Here is a 19630-nt window from a genome sequence, read left to right as displayed (position 1 = left end):
TCGATGCGTTGAGTGACATGTGTATAGTTTTCCCATGAGGAAGGCTGAATAAACGTTACATCGTGTTAAAACAAGGTAACAAGACGATTACATGACGCGTTTAAATAACTTCTCAAGCTCATACGTGCTCCATTTCACGAGAATCGGTCGCCCGTGCGGACAGGTAAACGGAGACGTCGTACGACTCAAATCATCAATCAATTGTCGCATCATCTCCCTATTGAGTGGATGGTTCGCTTTGATCGATCGTTTACACGCCATGAGGATTGATGCTTCTTCGCGATATTTCGCGATGTCGATTGACCGCTGTTGAATGGCCATCTCCACCAGATCACGAATCGTGCCCTCTAAGTCATGTTGCGGATACCATGTCGGAATCTCACGGACAAGGAACGTGTTACCCCCAAACGGCTCTAACGTGATGCCTGCATCCGCTAGAAGCGGGAGCACTTCTTCGATAGCGAGCGTCTCTTCTTGCGTGAACTCTAACGTCAGCGGAATCAATAGAAGCTGATACTCTTTTTCCGGACGTCCTAACTGCTCATAGAACAACTCATACTTGATGCGTTCCTGAGCGGCATGTTGGTCCATCACGTACATCCCGTCTTCCGCTCCACAGATGATATAACTCGAATGCAGTTGCCCGATGACGTCTAACGCCGGAAGACGCTCCGACTGACGTACAGGCTCTTCGACCTGTTTTGGTTCAATCATCTCTGGTTCCGGTTCATGAACGAGCGGCGCCGGGTTCCACTGGGAAGGAGACGTGATCGACTCTTTTCGCTCGCGAGGAATCGGATAGTTCCATTCGACCGGATCTGCCTGTTTAGGTTGGGGCTCCATCGAAAAGTCGAGTTTCGACTGTTCAGAAGGTGTCACACGTTTCGGCTTCGGTTCTTGTTTCACAGACGGAATGAGACGTTGTTCCCGGAGTGTCAATTGAACGGTCTCTCGGATGAGCTGGCATAGTTCTTTTTCTTTCGACAAACGCACTTCACGTTTCGTCGGATGGACGTTCACGTCAATCAACATCGGGTCCATCTTCACTTCGAGCACGGCAATTGGATAGCGACCGATCGGTAAGAGCGTATGGTAGCCTTCAAGCACGCTTTGGGTCAGTGCAAAGTTCTTGATGCTTCGACCGTTTAAGATGAGAGTCACGTACTGTTTGTTCGAACGGGTCACTTCCGGTCGCACGAGATGGGCGCTCAGCGTATAATCGTTCGTCTTGCTCGACGCCGTGACGATTTGTGCGGCGACTTGGCGACCATAGATGGCAAGCATGACTTGTTTCAAGTCTCCATTCCCGTTCGTACGCAACAATTCTTTCTCTTCATGAAAGACGGTGAATCGAATCTCCGGATGAGACAGCGCTAAACGGTTCAACGTATCCGTAATACTCGCAAGTTCCGTTGCTGACGTCTTCAAATATTTCAGCCGTGCCGGTGTGTTGAAGAAGAGCTGACTGACCGCAATTTCGGTCCCGACGTTCGTCGCCGTCGGATTCGTCGCCTTGACGACTCCACCTTCAAGCGTCATCTCAAAACCATCCTCATCTGCTCGCTTTGACTTCAAGGAGACGTGGCTGACCGACGCAATCGAGGCGAGCGCCTCACCGCGGAAGCCGAGCGTCCGAATCCGAAACAAGTCATGCTCGTCCCGGATCTTACTCGTCGCATGCCGCAAGAAGGCTCGCGCCGCATCTTCTTCATGGAACCCATGCCCGTTATCTCGCACTTTGATTAGACGGATACCCGCCTCTTGTAAGTCGACGTCTACTTTCGTCGCTCCCGCGTCAATCGCATTTTCGACTAATTCTTTCACGACGGAAGCAGGTCGCTCGACGACCTCCCCGGCTGCGATTCGGTTCGCGAGCTGTTCAGGTAACTCTCGAATGATTCCCATCGACTCACCCTTTCTTTGCGGTCTGTTGCAGTTCGTAGAGCGCCTGCATCGCTTCGATTGGATTCATTGCCAATAGATCGAGTTTGAGCAGCTGTTCTCGAACAGCGTCATGCGACTCGAACAATGACAACTGGCTGACTTCTTCCACTTGAGGTGGAGCAGATTGCTCGTTCAAAGCTGGTTTCGTTGCTTCCGATTCGAGTTCTGACAGAATCGTCCGGGCCCGGTCAATCAATGAATCCGGAAGTTCAGCCAATTCCGCCACATGAATCCCATACGATTTATCGGCACGTCCCGGATGCACTTCGTGGAGAAAGACGACTCGTCCATCTCGTTCAATCGCCCGAACATGAACATTCTCAAGTGTCGGAATCGAATCTTCGAGCACTGTCAGTTCATGATAGTGCGTCGAGAAGAGTGTCTTCGCACCGATTGACGAGGCGATATATTCAACGATTGCCTGTGCGAGCGCCATCCCGTCATACGTCGACGTCCCGCGACCGATTTCATCTAATAAAATCAAACTATGTTCCGTCGCCTCAGTGACGGCTTGGCGCGTCTCGGTCATCTCGACCATGAACGTCGACTGTCCGCTCACCAAATCGTCAGCCGCACCGATTCGTGTAAAGATACGGTCAAAGAGCGGGAGTTCCGCCGCTTCGGCCGGGACGAATGAACCGATTTGATGAAGGATTGCAATCAAGGCAAATTGACGCATGTACGTCGATTTACCGGACATGTTCGGTCCGGTGATGAGTAACATTTGACGCGTGTCGTCAAGCGTCAAGTCATTGGCGACATATTCGCCTCGCGGCAAGACCGTCTCAATCACAGGGTGACGCCCACGTTCAATTTGGACGTGAGATGTCGTAACTGGGCGAACGTATTCCCGCTTCTCCGCCACGACGGCAAGGGCGAGGAGAACATCCAACTCACTGAGTGAACGGGCCAATTGTTGAAGGTCCTTCGTATACGTCTTCACTTCTTCGCGAAGTGCGACAAACAAGTCATATTCGAGCGTACAGCTCTTCTCTTCCGCACCTAAGATGAGGGCTTCCTTCTCTTTCAGCTCTGGAGTGATGTATCGTTCCGCATTCGTCAACGTCTGTTTCCGCTCATATCGTCCTTCTTCAAGCAACTTCGCATTCGCTTTCGTCACTTCTAAGTAGTAACCGAATACGCGGTTATACCCGACCTTTAACGATTTGATGCCGGTAGCGATGCGTTCCTGTTGTTCGAGGTTGGCAATCCACGATTTTCCGTTCGCTTTCGCTTCTAACAGTTCATCGAGCTCATCCGAATACCCGTGACGAATCATCCCGCCCTCTTTCGTCGAAATCGGGGGTGAATCGACAAGGGCAGCCCGTAGCTGTTCACTCAACGTCTCGAACGAGTCAAGATTCTGTTCGATTTGATGCAAGCGATCCGCTTTCACCGTTTGTAAGAGTGACCGGACGGCTGGCATCCGTTCAAGTGTGTCGCGTAGTTGGACGAGATCTCGCGCATTCGCCGTCCCGTACCCGACTTTTGCGACAAGGCGTTCGATATCGTAGACTCGCTTCAGCTCTTCTTGTAGTTGATCGCGCAACATGAAGTCGTCCACCAAGTTCTCGACGGCATCCTGTCGCTCTCTGATGCCTTGCTCTGTATAGAGTGGCTGTTCGAGCCAACGTTTCAACAATCGACCGCCCATCGCCGTCGTCGTCTCATCAAGGAGTGAAAGGAGTGACCCTTTCCGTTCCCCTGAACGAGCCGAACGGAACAACTCAAGATTTCGGGCCGTGTTGGCGTCAAGTTGCATATGCTGTTCAACCTCATAGGCGACAGCTGGTTGCAAGTGATCGAGCGAACGTTTCTGTGTTTTCGTGAGATAAGCGAACAACAACTCAAACGCCGAACGCTGTGGCTCATCTTTCGCACCTTGTGCGAGCGGACTCTCCCGCTTGTCCACTTGAATCGAGAGAGGGATCCCGGTCTGACGTAACAAGTCGGCCAACCGTTCATCCTCGACGATGACCTCGTTCGGGAGCAATCCTTCGATTTCCCGTAAGACGGCCTCTTCTGACGAGAGCGTCGTCAACCACGATTCCCCCGTCGTGACGTCACCGCGAGCAATTCCGAATCGGCCTGCGACGTCCGAGATGGCGACGAGATATCGGTTCTCTTTTTCACTGAGTGACGCCATATATGTACCTGGCGTGATCACTTGGATGACTTCCCGTTTCACGAGCCCTTTAGTTGCCTTCGGATCCTCCGTCTGTTCACAGATGGCGACGTTAAAACCTTTTTCGATCAACTGTTCGATGTAGATTGCCGCGGAATGGTGCGGGACGCCGCACATTGGAATCGGATGCTCAGCCTGTTTCCCATTTTTAGAAGTGAGCGTGAGCTCTAACTCTTTTGCAACAATTTGTGCATCTTCAAAAAACAACTCGTAAAAGTCGCCGAGTCGATAGAATAAAAAGGCGTCCGGATAGTCGGCCTTGATAGAGAAATATTGTTTCATCATTGGTGTCTGATGGACTTCTTGCATGTTGATTCACCTCTAGAAAGTACAACAGCTGACCATCGGCCAGCTGTGTCGTTTTAGTATCCGCAGCCGCCGCGTGCTTGTTCAGCCGCCATGCCGCTCCCTGTCTTTCCTGCAAGGACGTCACCGTCCGTCGATTCGATGATACGGTCCGTCACGGAGTTCGCGAGCGTCACCGTCACGTATTGAAGCAAATCGTTCACTTCGACTTGAGTTTCCTGGAACGCTTGAACGACCGGAATTGAATCGAGTTCTTCCATCGCTTTATCAATCTTTTGCTCGACTTTCGCAAGTGCTTCCGTCTTGCCATAGTGCTTACAGTTGACGGCTTCTTTTTGTAAGAACTTGATTCGTTTAATCAACGTCTGTACTCGGTCACTTCCGTTTACTTTCGCTTCCGCTTCTTTGAAGCGTGCCACTTCTGGTGTTTGTGCTAATACATCTGCCAATTCTCTTGCTTTTGCAATTACTTGTTGATCGGTCACCATTGTAAACCCCTTTATGTCTATAATGTAATCGTGCTCAAAAGCACGTGAATGTTCTTTCTCATTCTAACATGAACGATTCCGAAACGGTACTAGCGGGATTCGTTGATTCACGTAACATATCGACATGTGGAATACTATCTTCTTGATACACATCACTCGTCCGTTTGAAGCCAAACGAGGCATAAAAAGGTTCCACATACGTCTGCGCTTGCAGGTATAACGTCTCATGTCCAAAATCTTTGATTGCCGCATCCATCAAGAGGCGGGAATACCCTTTCCCTCGATGCGTCGCTTTCGTGACGACACGTCCGATGGCGACCGGAGATGCTTCCGTCAGCACGCGAAGCGCAGACACGATCTCTCCATCTTCTTCTATCCAATAATGGATGGCTGCTACGTCCTTACCATCCACCTCTTGGTACGGACAGTTCTGTTCGACCACGAATATCTCAGTTCGTAATGCCAGTAAGCGATACAATTCCATCGTTGTCAGTTCATCAAACGCTTTTTTCTTCATCAGTATCCCCCTAATCAATCGTCACCCCGAGTGCCCGGGCGACATGTAATCCGCTCGTCATCGCGCCAATCGTCCCCGCTCCTGGAAATACGGTATCCCCGCACACAAAAAAGTTCGGCAAGTCGGTGCGATAACTCGCAGCGCGAAAGAGCGCCTGGCTAGGAGTCTGCGCATAACCTCCTACTGCCCCATGCGGTCGCTTCGTATACTTCACCCATGCCCCGGGTCCACCAGGAAGAAGTAGTGACGACTCGCGGTCCCAAGCGGGAAAAGCAGTTGCGACGACGTCGACGAGACGATTGGTCCAATCTTGCTCTAGTTTCTCATATGCCGCCCGGTCTTTCCAATGTTGCCATTCTGATAAATCGATATGTGTGGATACCGTGATGGTCCGTTCCGGTTTTTCTGTGCGCAACACGTCATCCGGCGCGGACATGGAAATGAACGCATGCCCACTCGGTAATCGCTCGTGATAGATTTGTTGAAACAGTGGTTTCTGTCGACACACATCCTCAGGCAAGACGAGATAGAGACTGAACGTGCCCCATTGCGACTGCTTCAATTGTCTGCGGTATTGTCGTTTGAAGCATCGTTGTTCTTGTCCTCTCAGAAGTTCGCTCGTCCGCTCAATCGGGATGGCGGAAACAATGACATCGACTAGTTCAAGTCGTCCTCTTCGATCGGTGATGAGCCATCCATCTGTCACTCGTTCGATGGACTGGACGTCTCTACCTAATTTCGTCTCCCCACCAAACGTCCGAACGGCGCGCTCTAATGCATGAGCCAATTGATACAGTCCACCTTCCACATAGTACGCCCCTTCGTGATAGACCGACAGCGCCACTGCACCGAGTAAATGACTCGCTTCTTTCGCACCGGTTTGCAAACTGTCGAGCAGAACGCCATCGATAAATCGCTCGAACATCGTACCGTTTAGTCCATGACGAGCTAACGTGTCACCGAGTGGCCGCTGGAGTTTGAGAAGCGTTGTGATTTGATTCGGTCGAAAACCTTTCAGCGCGTAAACTATGTCTGATGTCGTCCGAAGTGGAAGAGCGGGCAACTGCTGAAACAACGGACGAATCTTCTCAAAATCGCCCCACACTTCACGGTAAAACGCATGGATTCCCTTATAATGCTCTGAGAACACGCGACTGAGCTCCTCAAGAAGACGCTTTCGGTCGCGAAAGTAAGTGACGGTGACGTCATGAAGATGAATGTCCATCACCTCGTCCAGTAACGTCACCTCGACCGATTCGCCCAATTTCTGAAGAACCCGCTGATGGACCCCTCCTCGTTCGAATCCCATACCGAGCGTTGCACCTGCAGGAAACAAGTAGTCACCCCGTTGAAACTTGCCGGCACACCCACCCCATTCACGCGATGCTTCTAATACAATCACATCATGCCCTTTCTGTTGCGCAAGCGCAGCTGCAGTCAAACCCGCAACGCCTCCACCTATGACCCCGATTTTCATGTACATCCCTCCTCTCTATATCATACCTGCTCATTCAAAAACTTGAAGAAATGAATCGGTTTTTGAGATTCCAGCGTTCTTTTGAAGGGAACTGATTCTCTTATGCAGAAATAGTTTACAGTCTGAAAAGGTAAGGTGATGAAAATGCGTAGTCGTGTCATGGTTTATTTATTGATTCCCATCCTCATCTTTATTGGTATACTGATTACCCCACCTTCCGAGGAATCACTCAAGCTCGCGACGATGACCGTCGTCAGCATTCAGGAGATGATTCCTTACGAAAAAGAGTATACGGCACAGAAAGTGCTAGAAGAACGAACCCTGGACGACAAATCAGCCACCATCGAAGAATGGCGTCTCGAGCAAGGAGCGAGAACGTCTTATAGTTATGTGCTCAGACTGAGAGGATTTGACCATGTGACACAGATTGATGCAGGAGCGGCCAACACGAGATCGGACGGCTATTACGCGATGCAGGCCCATAGCCCAATCTTTGAGACGGGTAAACCGGTATCGACAGACTATCCAATTGTCGTGTTCAGTTCGGAACAACGTCTTGTTATCGGACAGATGGATGTCCGGGTCATTTACGAAGAGGACGGTCAATTGAAGAAATGGATTGTATTGGAGGATGAATAAGAGTAGATGAGCAGCTTAACGATTGATAGCAATCTAAATATGAAACGCATCATGATCATCGGTTCTGGCGGTGCGGGGAAATCCACACTCGCCCGTCAACTCGGTGAACGATTACATCTCGATGTCTATCATTTGGACGCTCTCATGTGGAGACCGGGATGGGTGATGGCACCGAGAGAAGAACGAATCGACATCCAACAACAACTCGTGAAGAAGGATGAATGGATTATCGATGGAAATTTCGGGAATACCCTTGATTTACGACTACAGGCAGCGGACACTGTCATTTTAATCGATCTTCCACGCATCGTCTGTATATATCACGTCCTCAAGCGAGTTGTCCGATATCGTGGTACGACACGACCGGATATGGGTGCATCCTGTGAGGAAAAACTCGATTTCGCATTCCTGAAGTGGGTTTGGAATTTTCCTGACGTTCAAAAGCCAGAGATGCTCAAACGAATCAAACAATATTCTCACGAGAAACAGATCATCGTCTTAAAATCTCAGAAAGATGTTACAAACTTCATTCATCAAATGAAAAGGCAGGAATTTCTATGAACCCTATCCTTCACAAAATCGGCACCATCTTTATTCCGGTAAGTGATATTCAAAAAGCGCGTGACTGGTATTGTGATTTATTCGATCTTTCAACAAAAGGAGAAATCTTATTCGACCATTTATATGTCATTCCATTAGAGGGTACTAACCTTGTTTTAGATAGCAAAATCTACTCAAAAGATAACATCATCCAGACACCACTATTTCACTTAAATACACACGATATTCATCAAGCTTATTCTTATATGACTCAACACGACATTGAGGTCATTACACCCATTGAGCACGAACATTGGTTCAATTTCAAAGATCTTGACGGGAACGTCATCATGGTATGCAAATGCTAACATCGGATCAAACCTTTAACTACCCTTATCAGGTTATTCAGGTCGATTGTATCGAAGACTATCTTAAGGAAATGAGCCATTTTAACAAGTAAATCAAGTTGTATAAGTAATAAGATTTGCTCCTACTTAGATGTGAGGTGATCATCTGTTTTTTCTTCAAATGTCTGGAACACCTGGATCAGGAAAATCCACATTGGCTAAGCGTATCATCCAACACGTACCCGCAGTCATCATCGATCATGATGTTTCAAAGACCGCCCTACTCCATACGCTTCATATTGGCAACTTCTCGGATGGAGAAATCGGGAAGATGGCTTATGATGTCGATTGGTCGCTCGTCGAGTATCACCTATCACTTGGACAAAACGTCATTCTCGACAGTCCATGTCTCTATGATGAAATGCTCGATAAAGGGATAGCGATTTCCACCAAGTACGGAGCGACTTACCGTTATATCGAGTGTCGTCATGAAAATTACGAAGAAATTAACACACGACTTCGAAACCGTGTCAGACGACCGAGTCAAATTGATCAAGTTTCATATGAGAATTGGTCTAAGATGAATGAACACTGCAAACGGCCTACTAACCATTCTTACTTACAAACCTATACGATGGACAATCGAGAAATTCCGATTGAGCGAATTATGTCGTATCTGTTGAAAAACTAAGAAGAGAACGCTTTCAGATAGAAAGTGCTTCTCTTTTTAATGATTTTGTATATTTATGCTTTACAATTAATAATCATACATATACACTTAGTCTCATCTACAACAGGGAGGCATTATACACATATGAAAAAATGGTTATTAGCAGGATCACTTATGATGAGCGCAGTATTACTCGGTGCATGTAGTCAAGAGACAGAAGGTGAAGCGACAGAACAAAAAACGCTCGTCATGGGGACGAGCGCCGATTACTTCCCATATGAATTTGTCGATACGGCAAACGGGGATGCGATTGTCGGATTTGATATTGAAATCGCGGAGACGATTACAGAACGTCTCGGTTACGAATTGAAGATTGAAGATATGGACTTCGGTAGCTTACTCGGAGCCCTCAATAGCGGGCGTGTCGACTTCGTCATGGCCGGGATGACGCCAACAGAAGAGCGTAAAGAGAATGCCGATTTCTCAGACATCTATCTATCCGCGACAAACTTGATCATGACTAAAGACGAGTCCCTTCAGGCAATCGAAGATTTGTCTAGTAAGAAAATCGGTGTCCAAACGGCTTCGATTCAAGAAAATATCGCTAAAGAACAAGCACCTGACGCTGAACTCGTATCCTTGAACAAGATCCCTGAAATCGTTCAAGAGTTGAACACAGGTCGAATCGATGCAATGGTCATCGAAGACACGGTCGCACAAAAGTATTTAGACCAAGATGACAGCTTCTATACATTCGCTTTGAAAGAGGATGGCGAAAAAGGATCAGCTGCTGCCTTCAAATTAGATGATGAGTTACGCGACCAGTTCAACGAAGAGTTGAACAAGATGATGGAGTCTGGCGAAATCGATGAATTGGTGAAAAAATGGTTCTCGATGGAGCCAACTGAATGAGACAAGTCGAGCTACCGATTTATCCCGTCGTTTATCCGACGGGACATCGGTTAAACCAAAATGAAAGTCAATTCCCGTTACCTGACCGCATCAAGAATCAGCTTGATTCGTTGACGTATCATGACTTACACGAATATCCGGTCGAACCGATCAATGAATTGTTCGAACGCTACGCTGCGTACGTTGGCGTCACACCCGAGCAATTACTAGTCGGTTGTGGGAGTGATGAGATGATTCATGTCGTGACGCAAGCATTGCTCGCACCACATGACATCGTCTTGTCTCCGGCACCTGACTTTTCGATGTATCCAATCTTCACGACCATCGCACACGGTCATCATGTTCAAGCCGTTGATTTATCGTATGAGGGAATTCTAGAGGCGATTGAGACGCATCATCCAAAACTTCTTCTCCTATCGAATCCGAACAATCCAACCGGAAAGCTGTGGACCGTAGAAGAGTTGACGCATCTCGCCTCACTCGTACCGTACCTCGTGGTGGATGAGGCGTACATGGACTTCACACCGAATGACAGCATGATTCCGTTCATTGCAAACCATCCAAATCTCATCGTCCTTCGCACGATGTCAAAAGCTTTTGGATTGGCAAACGTACGAATTGGATTCATGGTGACAAACACCGAACTCGCACACTATTTCCGTCAATTCATCCCACCATTTAATATCAGCGGGGTGAGTGCAAAAATTTGCAACATCTTCTTAAAAGATGCGACTTATCTTCAAGAATCAATCAAATGGCATGACCAGATGCGGCAAAAGTGGGCACTAGCCTTTGAATCCATCGGTCATGTCCTCCCTGCATCGACAAACTTCTTGTATATCGAGTTAGAACAACCTGAAGCAGTGTGGGCCCATTTGACCGACTTGAACATACACACGTCGAAACAACCTACGGGGATTCGGGTGACGATTGGTGATGAGACGGCGCTTCATCTTGCATATACAGCTATTCAGAAATACAAGCAATCAAGTCATGTCAAAAACTCCTGAACCACGCGTTCAGGAGTTTTTGTCAGTAGATCGTCTTGATCACACGTGCCGGATTTCCTCCGACGACTGTTCGAGATGGCACATCTTTTGTGACGACCGCACCGGATGCGACGACGGCCTCATCCCCAATCGTCACACCGGGATTGATAATCGCCCCTCCACCGATCCACACGCGGTCGCCGATGGTCACCGGCTTCCCGAACTCATATCCTGAGATCCGATCGATCGGATCGATCGGATGTGTCGCCGTATAAATATGTACACCCGGTGCGAGCATGCAGTCATCCCCAAACGTGATGGGGCAAATGTCTAGGAAGACACAGTCAAAATTCGCATAGAATCGATCTCCTAAGTGGATGTTATACCCATAATCACATTTGAAGTTCGGCTCGATATAATATGACCCTTTCGTCGATCCGAGTAACGCACCAAGAATCTCTTTTCGTTCTTCCAAATCATCGATTCCAGAACGATTGAATTGTTCAGTTAATCTCCGGGCATGCTTCCGATCTGCAACGAGCGTTTCATCACCAGCTAAATACAGTTCACCACGAATCATCTTTTCTTTTTCCGTCATCATAATCCCTCCTTAAAATTAGTATAGAGGATTTTTCAAGGGTTTAGGGAATAGAGACAAGGATGAGCAGAAGGAGGCAGATCACATGAAACGAATACTGGAATGTCGAGCAAGTGATTTTATCACGTTTAATCGTCAAGATTTAATCGATTCGATTCGAAAAGCAGAAGGTCGAACGGTCATGGCCGAGGTCATCCCGACGGTGCAGCCGTTGTATCCAGAAGTGACAAACGCAGAACTAGCACGAGCATTCGGTGTCGACTTGATTTTATTGAACATGATCGATGTGTTTCATCCTTACATTAAAGGACTTGAAAGTCATGCATTATTCGGGGAGATGCCGGGTGATGAGATGAGCGATCATCCGATTCTCGAACTAAAACGACTGATTGGATTGCCAATTGGAGTCAACTTGGAACCTGTTGATTTTTCAGAGAAGTCGTCCGAGATGAATGAAGTAAAACGAGGCAGACTCGCTTCAATCGAAGCGTTCCAAAAAGCATCGGAGCTCGGGTTTGACTTCGTCTGTTTGACAGGCAATCCGAATACCGGGGTCACGAATGAAGCAATCGAACAAGCAATCATCCAAGCACGTCGTGAATTCGCAGGGGTCATCATTGCCGGGAAAATGCATCAAGCCGGTGCAGGCAATGTGTTAGACCGCGACGCGTATATCCGCTTCGTCGAAGCTGGCGCAGATATCATCCTCCTTCCGGCTCCAGGCACTGTACCTGGCGTCCGTGAAGAATCGTTTCACGAACTCGTTCAGGAATTGCAAGTGCTCGGCGCTCTCACGTTAGCGGCGATTGGAACGTCACAAGAAGGCGCAGATGTCGAGACCGTTCGGGAAATCGCACTCTCTTCAAAACGAGGCGGAGCAGATATCGTGCATATAGGTGACGCCGGACTGTCCGGAATTGCCGTACCAGAGAACATTCAGGCACTATCCATTGCGATTCGCGGACGACGCCATACGTACATTCGCATGGCCGCCTCGGTCAATCGGTAACACAAAAGAGGAAGGAGCGCGTCTCCTTCCTCTTTTATTTACCATTCCGTGACGTCGCGACGTGGTTTCGCCGGTGTGGTAGTACCGTGACGCTTGGCGAGTAACGCTTCCACATCCTCTAAACGAACACCTTTGGCTGCTAACAAGACGAGTAAGTGATACAGAAGGTCGGCTGACTCTTCAACCAAGTCTTCATCCGTCATAGCAGCAATGACGACCTCAAACGCTTCTTCCCCGAACTTTTTCGCGATTTTTTCAACGCCTTGTTCCAATAAATAAGTCGTATACGAACCTTCTTTCGGTTCATTTTTTCTAGATTGAATCAATTGTTCCAATTCATGAATCATACGTTCACCTCCGTAAAGAAACAGCTTCGATTACCGGTATGACACGTCGGGCCATTCGCATGAACACGAACGAGAAGCGCATCCTGGTCACAGTCGATGTGGATGCTGACGACGTCCAGTGTATTTCCGCTCGTCTCCCCTTTCATCCAAAGCCGACCTTTTGAACGAGACCAGAACGTGACGACCCGTTCACGAAGCGTCTGTCGGATTGCCTCATCATTCATATATCCGAGCATGAGGACCGCCCCGTCGTCGTCTGAGACGATGATGGCGGGAATCAGTCCATTTTCGTCGAAACGAACCGCATCGGCAAGTTGTGACTCGTGCATACGTGCTTCACCTCTTCTACTGTCGTTTTTCGGTCATGTAAGATGGATGCAAGTAATGCGGCATCGACTTTCTCAAGCGCTTCGACTACGTGCTCGGCATTGCCTGCCCCACCGGATGCGATAATCGGAATGTCGACGACTTCACGAAGTTGTTCTAAAATCGCAAGGTCATAACCGCTCTGCTTTCCATCTTGGTTCATGGACGTGACAAGAAGTTCACCCGCCCCGAGCGCGGCCACTTGTTTCGCCCATTCGACCGCCAACAGGTCCGTCTTCTGTTTTCCACCATATGTGTACACATAATATTCGCCATCTTCAAACTTTACGTCGATTGCGACGACGATACATTGTGAACCGAAACGATCGGCCGCTTCACGAATGAGACTTGGGGATTCTACAGCGAGCGTGTTCAACGATACTTTGTCCGCCCCTGCTTTTAATAGTGACGAGATATCCTCGAGTGAACGAATCCCACCTCCGACCGTCAGCGGGATGAATACTTTCCGCGCTACCGCACTGACGACATCGAGCATCGTCTGGCGACGCTCCGTACTTGCCGTGATATCGAGAAAGACAAGTTCATCGGCTCCGGACTCATCGTAATATTTCGCGATTTCGACCGGATCACCGATGTCTCGTAATTGTACGAACTCAATCCCTTTGACGACACGACCTTCTTTCACGTCAAGACATGGAATAATTCTGCGTTTAAGCATAACGCGCCTCCCATTCAATCAGTTCTTCGATGCTCACCTTACCGGACAGAAGTGCTTTCCCGACGACAGCCTCATCAATTTTCGCCATCTTCAGTTCCTTCACGTCCTCTTCAGTCGTCACACCGCCTGAGGCAATCAATGTGACGTTGACGATTTGACGTAACGCCTTCATGCGAGAAACGTTCGGTCCATTCAGTTTCCCATCGGATCCGATATCGGTATATAGAATCGTTTCGATCCCCCGTTCGACAAGGTCTTGAGCGACCGAGATGTCATCGAGTTTTGTCGCTTCCTGCCATCCGTTAATGGCGACCTTCCCGTCATAGGCATCGAGTGCCACAGCGATTCGCTTGCCATACTTTTCAATCGCCATGTCTAGAAAGTCAGGATCCGTAAACGCCTTCGTCCCTAAAAGGACGCGATCCGCACCGGTTTCCATGACCGCATCAAGTGCGGCTTCTGAACGAATTCCTCCTCCTGTCTGGACAAGGAACCCTAGAGACTTCGCATAACGGACAACGTCTAAATGACGCGGCTCACCTGCCTTGGCCCCTTCTAAATCAATCAAGTGAATCATCGGGACCTTCCCTTGCCACGCTTTTAATAATTCATACGGATCTCCGTATTGTTCTTCCGTAGAAAAATCACCTTCCGTCAAACGGACGATCTTACCTCCAATCAAATCAATGGCGGGTAGTAATCTCACGCTCGACCGCCTCCTTCCATTCTTGAAGTAAGCTGAGACCAAATGTCCCGCTCTTTTCCGGGTGGAACTGCATGCCCGTCACGAGCCCTTTTTGAACGATTGCCGGAACTTTCTCACCCATATAATCAGCTGCCGCCACAATGTAGTCGTCCGCCGTCACGGCATGGTAAGAGTGGACAAAATAGACATCCTCATCGCGAAGGATCGAGTTCCATCCGACGTGTGGGAGACGCTTCGCTCGCATCCGTTCGACCGTTCCCGGAATCAACCCGAGACCTTTTGTCGGCATACCTTCCGTGCTCGAATCAAACAAGAGCTGCATCCCAAGACAGATCCCTAAAAATGGCTTTTCCGTCGCCATCTGTTGCAAGAGTGGGATAAGACCCGTCTGTTCGAGCGATTGCATCGCTTGCGGGAAGGCACCGACCCCAGGAAGTAAAACGGCATCCGCCTCTTCAATTTGATTTGCATCGTTCGTGATCACGACGTAGCAACCGATGGCTTGTAACGCACGTTCGACGTTAAATACGTTTCCCATACCATAATCGATGACCGCTACTTTCATCCTTCGATCCATCCTTTCGTAGAAGGGAGACGGTTCGTCCCATCGCTAGAGACCGCTTCGGCAAGCGCTCGTCCGAACGCTTTGAACAACCCTTCAATCATGTGATGTGAGTTCGACCCGTACAGAACAGAAAGGTGAAGTGTGAGTCGACCATTCATGGCAACGGCACGGAAAAATTCCTCAGCGAGTTCGGTATCAAAGTCACCAAGCTTCGGATTGTGAATATCCGCTTGATAGACGAGAAATGGGCGTCCTGACACATCAATGACCGCTCGCGCTAACGTCTCATCCATTGGCATGTAACTCGACCCGTAGCGGCGAATTCCGACTTTATCCCCGAGTGACTTGGCGATGAGCTGACCGAGTGCGATCCCGACATCCTCGACCGTATGGTGGGCATCGACCCACGTATCGCCTTCGACTTTCACGTCTAAATCCATCTGACTGTGAAAAGCGAGCAACGTCAACATGTGATCGAAGAAGCCGACCCCCGTTTGAATGGAGCTTTCACCCGTTCCGTCTAGATTTAATCGAATGTCAATTTTCGTTTCTTTCGTTTCACGTTTTAGTTCAGCTGTTCTCAACAGAATTCACCTCTTCAATCGTTTGTCGAATCAAGGCATACGCCTCGTCTGTCCCTGCACTGACACGTAGTCCATCGGGAAAAGCACGTACATGGACCCCTTTATCAAGGAAGCGGGATGCCCATCCTTCACTATCATCCGTTTTGACATAGATAAAGTTGGCACGGCTCGGTAAAATCTCACCGACTGGTCGTAACAACTCCGTTAACTTCTCACGTTGCGCCATATGGAACTGAATCGACTCTTGAATATAAGATTCATCTCGTAAGACAACGTTGGCGACAGCGGCACTGAGTCCACTCACGTTGAACGGTGAACGGAACCGGTCGATCTGTTCGATGATTTCTTCAGATGCAATCATGAAACCAATCCGGAGGTTTGCTAGACCGAACGCCTTCGATAACGTCCGTAAGATGATGACGTTCGAATATTCGTTCAAGCGAGACACAAATGAGTCCTTCATTGTGAAATCAATATACGCTTCATCCACAACGAGGTACGGTACACGTGTCGCAATGTCAGACAATTCGTCTAGTGTCCACATCTTTCCGGTCGGGTTATTCGGATTCGAGATCAAGACGAGTTTAGGGTCGGTTGTTCGAATGACCTCAGTCAACGTCTCGTAACGCAAACCCTGTTCGTCCGGTTGTGTGAAATGCCCTCTGGCAATTTGTGTATAGATGCCATACATCGAAAAGTCTGGGGCCGGTGCGACCACACGGTCTTCCGTATCCAAAATCGCCTGACTCAAGATGGCCAATAGCTCATCGCTCCCGCTGCCGACCATGAGTTGCGTCGGCTCGACTCCCGCATAGTCAGCATAGCTCGCTTTTAAAGCGAGCAATTCTTCGACTGGATAACGGCTGAGTGCCTCGAGTGATACGTCTCGAATAGCTCGTTCGAGACGTTCTGGTAACGGATATTGACTTTCATTTTGATTGAGCGCATATCCCGAAGCGGCATGAGGTACATAGCGTGGGATGTTCTGATAATTTCGTCTCATACGTCCTCCATCCGAACAGCCATCGCACGGGCGTGTCCTTCTAATTGTTCTTGTTTGGCGATTCGAATCGCGGCCTTTGTAATCGTCTCATCCAGTTCTGTCATCTCAAGGAATGTCTGACGGCGATAAAAGTCATCGACCGATAGTCCACTAGAGAAGCGGGCCGTCCCGCTCGTAGGCAAGACGTGGTTCGGTCCAGCGATATAGTCTCCAAATGCTTCGGCCGCCTCATGTCCGAGAAAGAACGAACCACCGTGACGAATCGCACGCATCAACACCTCAGGATCTTTTACGGCCAACTGGACGTGCTCCGCGGCCATCGTGTTCGCGTATTCGATTGCATCCTCGATTGTCCGATACAAGACGCCGCCACGTTTCAATGATTCTCTCGCAATGTCCTGGCGTGGTAATTGCGCTAATTGTTGCTCAAGCTCCTGCTCGATTTGATCGCGGAGGGTTTCTGACGTGACGAGCGCGATCGCCGTCGCCTCGACGTCATGTTCCGCTTGGGCGAGCAGGTCGGCGGCAACCCACTTCGGGTTCGCCGTTTCATCGGCAATGATCAACACTTCGGACGGTCCGGCGACGGAGTCGATACCGACGATGTGTGAGACGAGCGCCTTTGCCGTCGCAACATACGCATTTCCGGGTCCTACAATCTTATCGACCGGACGAATCGTTTCTGTCCCATATGCGAGTGCGGCAACGGCTTGGGCACCTCCGATTAGAAAACATTCATCGGCACCTGCGATTTTTGCTGCAATCAAGAGGGAAATGTCGATCCCATCTGCTTTTGGTGGGGTGACCATGACGACTCGTTTGACACCGGCCACTTTCGCCGGAATGATATTCATCAGGACGCTCGACGGATAGACGGCTGTCCCACCTGGTACATAAACCCCTACCGAATCCAGCGGCATATAACGTCTCCCAAGTCGGAACATCGTATCTTCGAACACATCGTCTTGTCGGACTTGGCGCGCGTGAAATGCACGAATCCGTTCTGCTGCTAACGACAGCGCCTCTGTCAATTCAGCATACGCGACTGGAGGATTAAAGCTTGCCAAATCGACCGATTCGATTCGATCGACCCCGTCGAATTGTTTCGTCCACTTAAGCAGCGCTTCGTCTCCGCGGACTTCAATCGATTCCACGATTGGTTTCACGGCTTCGGCCCAAGCTTCGCGCCTTGAGCGATTCGTTTCTGTACTCATGCGTTTTCCTCCTGACTCAGCTTTCGAATCCACGCCTTCAATTCGTCAGGCTGTTCCGCTAAAGCTGTCTCACTCGTAATGAATTTTGCATTGATTGAAAAAATCGTCTCGTATTCTTCCAAGTCGTTTGCAGCCAACGTCGCGCCCGTCTCGACGATGTCGACGATGCAATCAGCCAGTCCCGTTAACGGAGCCAATTCGACCGACCCGTTCAATGCGATGACTTCTACGTTTTGTCGCTTTGACGCAAAGTGTGAGATGGCGATGTTCGGATATTTACTCGCCACTTTTAATTTTTTCGTTCCATTACGTCGAACTTTTGGACCACACACGGCCATTCGACAGCGACCGAACGGTAAATCGACGACTTCGAGTACGCCTGGCGTTTTCTCTCGTAAAATATCACCGCCGACAATGCCGACATCTGCCGCTCCATGCATCACATATTTATAGACGTCGTCCCCTTTGACGAAAATGAATTCATGATCTCCTGCTTGTACCGTCAACTCACGTCCCCGTTTTTCCGGCCATACGGGTAAGTCACGTTCGACAAAAAATTGACGGGCTGCTTTTTCAATCCGACCTTTTGCGACCGCTACTTTCATTTGATCACCTCATCTAACTGTTCTAAATCGAGCGACATGCCGAACGCTCGTCTCGAGTGTCCAAAATGTCCATACAGTGAATCATATCGTCCTCCTGAAAGGACACGCTTGCCTTCCACACTTCCCGTCACGGTCAATCCTGAATAGTAATCAAAGTCTCCCGTTTGACCAAAATCGTAAGACACCTCTAATCCGATAGTACGTAAGTGTTGCACCGCCTCGTCCACTTCACCGATGGCTTCTTTTAAAGACTCTGGTGCCTCAGACCGTAATTCTTCGAGTGCAGAATTCCCGATTAAAAAGGGCAGCTTCGCAATCAACGGATAGCGATACGACTCTGCTAATTCCCGCAATGATTCTAAGTTTCGAAGTGCTAAGATTTTTCGGAATGTTCGTTCCTGAATCCCTGTCTCTTTCGCGATGAGCGAGATGACAGCTGCTGACCCGATTTTGATTGTCAAACGGTCTGTAGGCAGGACTCCTTCCGTCATATCGAGAAAGGATTCAATCAGATGACTGTCCTTCTCTTCGCCGTCGACCCATTCGAGTCCAAGCTGTTGCCGTTCGTGGGGTTGTCCGGAATGTTTGACCGTCCGACGATAGACGGCACCAGCGTAAGCGACACGCATCGGTTCATGCCCGTCTGCTAACTTTCTTGCGATTTGTAATGTATAGTCAGGGCGCATGACGAGAAGTTCCCCGTCGTTCCCGAACAATCGATAATAGGCTGACTCGTCAAAGAGCGCCAAGTTTTGATAATGTGAATAGTATTCGAGAAGCGGTGGATCGATGACTGCATAGCCACTCGACTCTGCCTTCTCTAAAAATGACAACATCCATCGTTTCGGACGGATGACATCTCCTGATTGAAGTTCATACCAGCCTTCTGGAATCGAACCTTTTGAATTTGACCAAATCATCATAACCACCCTTTATCTTA

General features: G+C 49.0%; 21 protein-coding genes and 1 pseudogene. 7 read left to right on the top strand and 15 right to left on the bottom strand.

Annotated elements, in window-relative coordinates:
• Positions 1-87: 87 nt before the first annotated feature.
• Genes mutL through OKS35_RS03245 form a run of 5 tightly spaced genes read right to left on the bottom strand, consistent with a single transcriptional unit; the run spans position 88 to position 6917 of the window.
• Complete coding sequence (gene mutL / locus OKS35_RS03265; protein WP_214783128.1) at positions 88-1905, bottom strand: DNA mismatch repair endonuclease MutL; 1818 nt, start codon at positions 1903-1905, stop codon at positions 88-90.
• A gap of 4 nt (positions 1906-1909) precedes the next feature.
• Positions 1910-4438, bottom strand: a complete 2529-nt coding sequence (mutS, locus tag OKS35_RS03260; RefSeq protein WP_264092452.1) for a DNA mismatch repair protein MutS — start codon at positions 4436-4438, stop codon at positions 1910-1912.
• 53 nt (positions 4439-4491) lie between these two features.
• The gene (locus OKS35_RS03255; protein WP_012726155.1) at positions 4492-4923 is read right to left on the bottom strand and encodes a RicAFT regulatory complex protein RicA family protein; all 432 of its coding nucleotides are present in this window, start codon (positions 4921-4923) and stop codon (positions 4492-4494) included.
• Positions 4924-4981: 58 nt separating this feature from the next.
• Positions 4982-5440 (bottom strand): GNAT family N-acetyltransferase, encoded by a 459-nt coding sequence (locus OKS35_RS03250; protein WP_214783122.1) that lies wholly within the window; start codon positions 5438-5440, stop codon positions 4982-4984.
• Between the two features lie 10 nt (positions 5441-5450).
• Positions 5451-6917 (bottom strand): phytoene desaturase family protein, encoded by a 1467-nt coding sequence (locus OKS35_RS03245; RefSeq protein ID WP_214783119.1) that lies wholly within the window; start codon positions 6915-6917, stop codon positions 5451-5453.
• Positions 6918-7055: 138 nt separating this feature from the next.
• On the opposite strand from OKS35_RS03245, the gene OKS35_RS03240 reads away from it, so the two are divergent.
• The 6 genes from OKS35_RS03240 (at position 7056) to OKS35_RS03215 (ending at position 11035) form a co-directional block, all read left to right on the top strand.
• Positions 7056-7556: a hypothetical protein gene (locus tag OKS35_RS03240; RefSeq protein WP_214783116.1), complete on the top strand. Its 501-nt coding sequence runs from the start codon at positions 7056-7058 to the stop codon at positions 7554-7556.
• A 39-nt stretch (positions 7557-7595) separates the two neighbouring features.
• Complete coding sequence (locus OKS35_RS03235) at positions 7596-8117, top strand: DNA topology modulation protein (protein WP_264093050.1); 522 nt, start codon at positions 7596-7598, stop codon at positions 8115-8117.
• Complete coding sequence (locus tag OKS35_RS03230; RefSeq protein WP_214783113.1) at positions 8114-8464, top strand: VOC family protein; 351 nt, start codon at positions 8114-8116, stop codon at positions 8462-8464. The genes OKS35_RS03235 and OKS35_RS03230 overlap by 4 nt, the downstream gene beginning before the upstream one ends.
• A 160-nt stretch (positions 8465-8624) precedes the next feature.
• Positions 8625-9134, top strand: coding sequence for an AAA family ATPase (locus tag OKS35_RS03225; protein ID WP_264092451.1), 510 nt, complete (start codon positions 8625-8627; stop codon positions 9132-9134).
• A 123-nt stretch (positions 9135-9257) separates the two neighbouring features.
• Positions 9258-10025, top strand: coding sequence for a transporter substrate-binding domain-containing protein (locus OKS35_RS03220; protein WP_264092450.1), 768 nt, complete (start codon positions 9258-9260; stop codon positions 10023-10025).
• Positions 10022-11035 carry a pyridoxal phosphate-dependent aminotransferase gene (locus OKS35_RS03215; protein WP_264092449.1) on the top strand — a complete coding sequence of 338 codons (1014 nt, stop codon included), beginning with the start codon at positions 10022-10024 and terminating at the stop codon, positions 11033-11035. The genes OKS35_RS03220 and OKS35_RS03215 overlap by 4 nt, the downstream gene beginning before the upstream one ends.
• Before the next feature lie 22 nt (positions 11036-11057).
• Here the strand turns inward: OKS35_RS03215 and OKS35_RS03210 are convergent, their stop codons facing one another.
• Positions 11058-11612: a maltose acetyltransferase domain-containing protein gene (locus OKS35_RS03210; RefSeq protein ID WP_269318031.1), complete on the bottom strand. Its 555-nt coding sequence runs from the start codon at positions 11610-11612 to the stop codon at positions 11058-11060.
• A gap of 85 nt (positions 11613-11697) precedes the next feature.
• On the opposite strand from OKS35_RS03210, the gene OKS35_RS03205 reads away from it, so the two are divergent.
• Entirely contained in the window at positions 11698-12621 is a 924-nt protein-coding gene (locus tag OKS35_RS03205) for a haloacid dehalogenase-like hydrolase (protein ID WP_264092447.1), read from the top strand.
• Between the two features lie 38 nt (positions 12622-12659).
• Here the strand turns inward: OKS35_RS03205 and hisIE are convergent.
• The 9 genes and pseudogenes from hisIE to OKS35_RS03155 all read right to left on the bottom strand — a co-directional run bounded on the left by hisIE (position 12660) and on the right by OKS35_RS03155 (position 19610).
• Positions 12660-13297: pseudogene (hisIE, locus tag OKS35_RS15370) on the bottom strand (bifunctional phosphoribosyl-AMP cyclohydrolase/phosphoribosyl-ATP diphosphatase HisIE).
• Positions 13246-14013, bottom strand: a complete 768-nt coding sequence (gene hisF, locus OKS35_RS03190; protein WP_074037139.1) for an imidazole glycerol phosphate synthase subunit HisF — start codon at positions 14011-14013, stop codon at positions 13246-13248. The pseudogene hisIE and the gene hisF overlap by 52 nt, the downstream one beginning before the upstream one ends.
• Entirely contained in the window at positions 14006-14719 is a 714-nt protein-coding gene (hisA, locus tag OKS35_RS03185) for a 1-(5-phosphoribosyl)-5-[(5-phosphoribosylamino)methylideneamino]imidazole-4-carboxamide isomerase (RefSeq protein WP_214783101.1), read from the bottom strand. Before hisA ends, hisF begins: the two co-directional genes overlap by 8 nt.
• Positions 14697-15284 carry an imidazole glycerol phosphate synthase subunit HisH gene (hisH, locus tag OKS35_RS03180; RefSeq protein ID WP_078146782.1) on the bottom strand — a complete coding sequence of 196 codons (588 nt, stop codon included), beginning with the start codon at positions 15282-15284 and terminating at the stop codon, positions 14697-14699. Before hisH ends, hisA begins: the two co-directional genes overlap by 23 nt.
• A complete protein-coding gene (gene hisB, locus OKS35_RS03175; RefSeq protein ID WP_214691003.1) occupies positions 15281-15868 on the bottom strand; it encodes an imidazoleglycerol-phosphate dehydratase HisB in 588 nt (195 codons plus the stop codon). The genes hisH and hisB overlap by 4 nt, the downstream gene beginning before the upstream one ends.
• The gene (locus OKS35_RS03170; RefSeq protein ID WP_214783098.1) at positions 15855-16871 is read right to left on the bottom strand and encodes a pyridoxal phosphate-dependent aminotransferase; all 1017 of its coding nucleotides are present in this window, start codon (positions 16869-16871) and stop codon (positions 15855-15857) included. The genes hisB and OKS35_RS03170 overlap by 14 nt, the downstream gene beginning before the upstream one ends.
• Entirely contained in the window at positions 16868-18085 is a 1218-nt protein-coding gene (hisD, locus tag OKS35_RS03165; protein WP_214783095.1) for a histidinol dehydrogenase, read from the bottom strand. Before hisD ends, OKS35_RS03170 begins: the two co-directional genes overlap by 4 nt.
• A complete protein-coding gene (hisG, locus tag OKS35_RS03160; RefSeq protein ID WP_214734168.1) occupies positions 18082-18690 on the bottom strand; it encodes an ATP phosphoribosyltransferase in 609 nt (202 codons plus the stop codon). Before hisG ends, hisD begins: the two co-directional genes overlap by 4 nt.
• Positions 18687-19610 (bottom strand): ATP phosphoribosyltransferase regulatory subunit, encoded by a 924-nt coding sequence (locus tag OKS35_RS03155; RefSeq protein WP_264092446.1) that lies wholly within the window; start codon positions 19608-19610, stop codon positions 18687-18689. The genes hisG and OKS35_RS03155 overlap by 4 nt, the downstream gene beginning before the upstream one ends.
• Positions 19611-19630 lie beyond the last annotated feature (20 nt).

This window comes from Exiguobacterium sp. N5 (assembly GCF_025842465.1).
GTDB classification, from domain to species: Bacteria; Bacillota; Bacilli; order Exiguobacteriales; family Exiguobacteriaceae; genus Exiguobacterium; species Exiguobacterium profundum.
The sequence above is the reverse complement of the archived record's forward strand: the minus strand, read 5'-3'. Positions and strand labels throughout refer to the sequence as shown.

Coding starts and splice junctions, on each gene's coding strand:
- OKS35_RS03250 (WP_214783122.1), bottom strand. CDS start 5,440: ATGAAGAAAAAAGCGTTTGATGAACTGACAACGATGGAATTGTATCGC.
- OKS35_RS03155 (WP_264092446.1), bottom strand. CDS start 19,610: ATGATTTGGTCAAATTCAAAAGGTTCGATTCCAGAAGGCTGGTATGAA.
- OKS35_RS03225 (WP_264092451.1), top strand. CDS start 8,625: ATGTCTGGAACACCTGGATCAGGAAAATCCACATTGGCTAAGCGTATC.
- hisG (WP_214734168.1), bottom strand. CDS start 18,690: ATGAAAGTAGCGGTCGCAAAAGGTCGGATTGAAAAAGCAGCCCGTCAA.
- OKS35_RS03255 (WP_012726155.1), bottom strand. CDS start 4,923: ATGGTGACCGATCAACAAGTAATTGCAAAAGCAAGAGAATTGGCAGAT.
- hisD (WP_214783095.1), bottom strand. CDS start 18,085: ATGAGTACAGAAACGAATCGCTCAAGGCGCGAAGCTTGGGCCGAAGCC.
- mutL (WP_214783128.1), bottom strand. CDS start 1,905: ATGGGAATCATTCGAGAGTTACCTGAACAGCTCGCGAACCGAATCGCA.
- OKS35_RS03230 (WP_214783113.1), top strand. CDS start 8,114: ATGAACCCTATCCTTCACAAAATCGGCACCATCTTTATTCCGGTAAGT.
- OKS35_RS03205 (WP_264092447.1), top strand. CDS start 11,698: ATGAAACGAATACTGGAATGTCGAGCAAGTGATTTTATCACGTTTAAT.
- OKS35_RS03210 (WP_269318031.1), bottom strand. CDS start 11,612: ATGACGGAAAAAGAAAAGATGATTCGTGGTGAACTGTATTTAGCTGGT.
- OKS35_RS03235 (WP_264093050.1), top strand. CDS start 7,596: ATGAAACGCATCATGATCATCGGTTCTGGCGGTGCGGGGAAATCCACA.
- OKS35_RS03215 (WP_264092449.1), top strand. CDS start 10,022: ATGAGACAAGTCGAGCTACCGATTTATCCCGTCGTTTATCCGACGGGA.
- OKS35_RS03170 (WP_214783098.1), bottom strand. CDS start 16,871: ATGAGACGAAATTATCAGAACATCCCACGCTATGTACCTCATGCCGCT.
- hisH (WP_078146782.1), bottom strand. CDS start 15,284: ATGAAAGTAGCGGTCATCGATTATGGTATGGGAAACGTATTTAACGTC.
- hisF (WP_074037139.1), bottom strand. CDS start 14,013: ATGCTTAAACGCAGAATTATTCCATGTCTTGACGTGAAAGAAGGTCGT.
- mutS (WP_264092452.1), bottom strand. CDS start 4,438: ATGCAAGAAGTCCATCAGACACCAATGATGAAACAATATTTCTCTATC.
- OKS35_RS03245 (WP_214783119.1), bottom strand. CDS start 6,917: ATGAAAATCGGGGTCATAGGTGGAGGCGTTGCGGGTTTGACTGCAGCT.
- OKS35_RS03220 (WP_264092450.1), top strand. CDS start 9,258: ATGAAAAAATGGTTATTAGCAGGATCACTTATGATGAGCGCAGTATTA.
- OKS35_RS03240 (WP_214783116.1), top strand. CDS start 7,056: ATGAAAATGCGTAGTCGTGTCATGGTTTATTTATTGATTCCCATCCTC.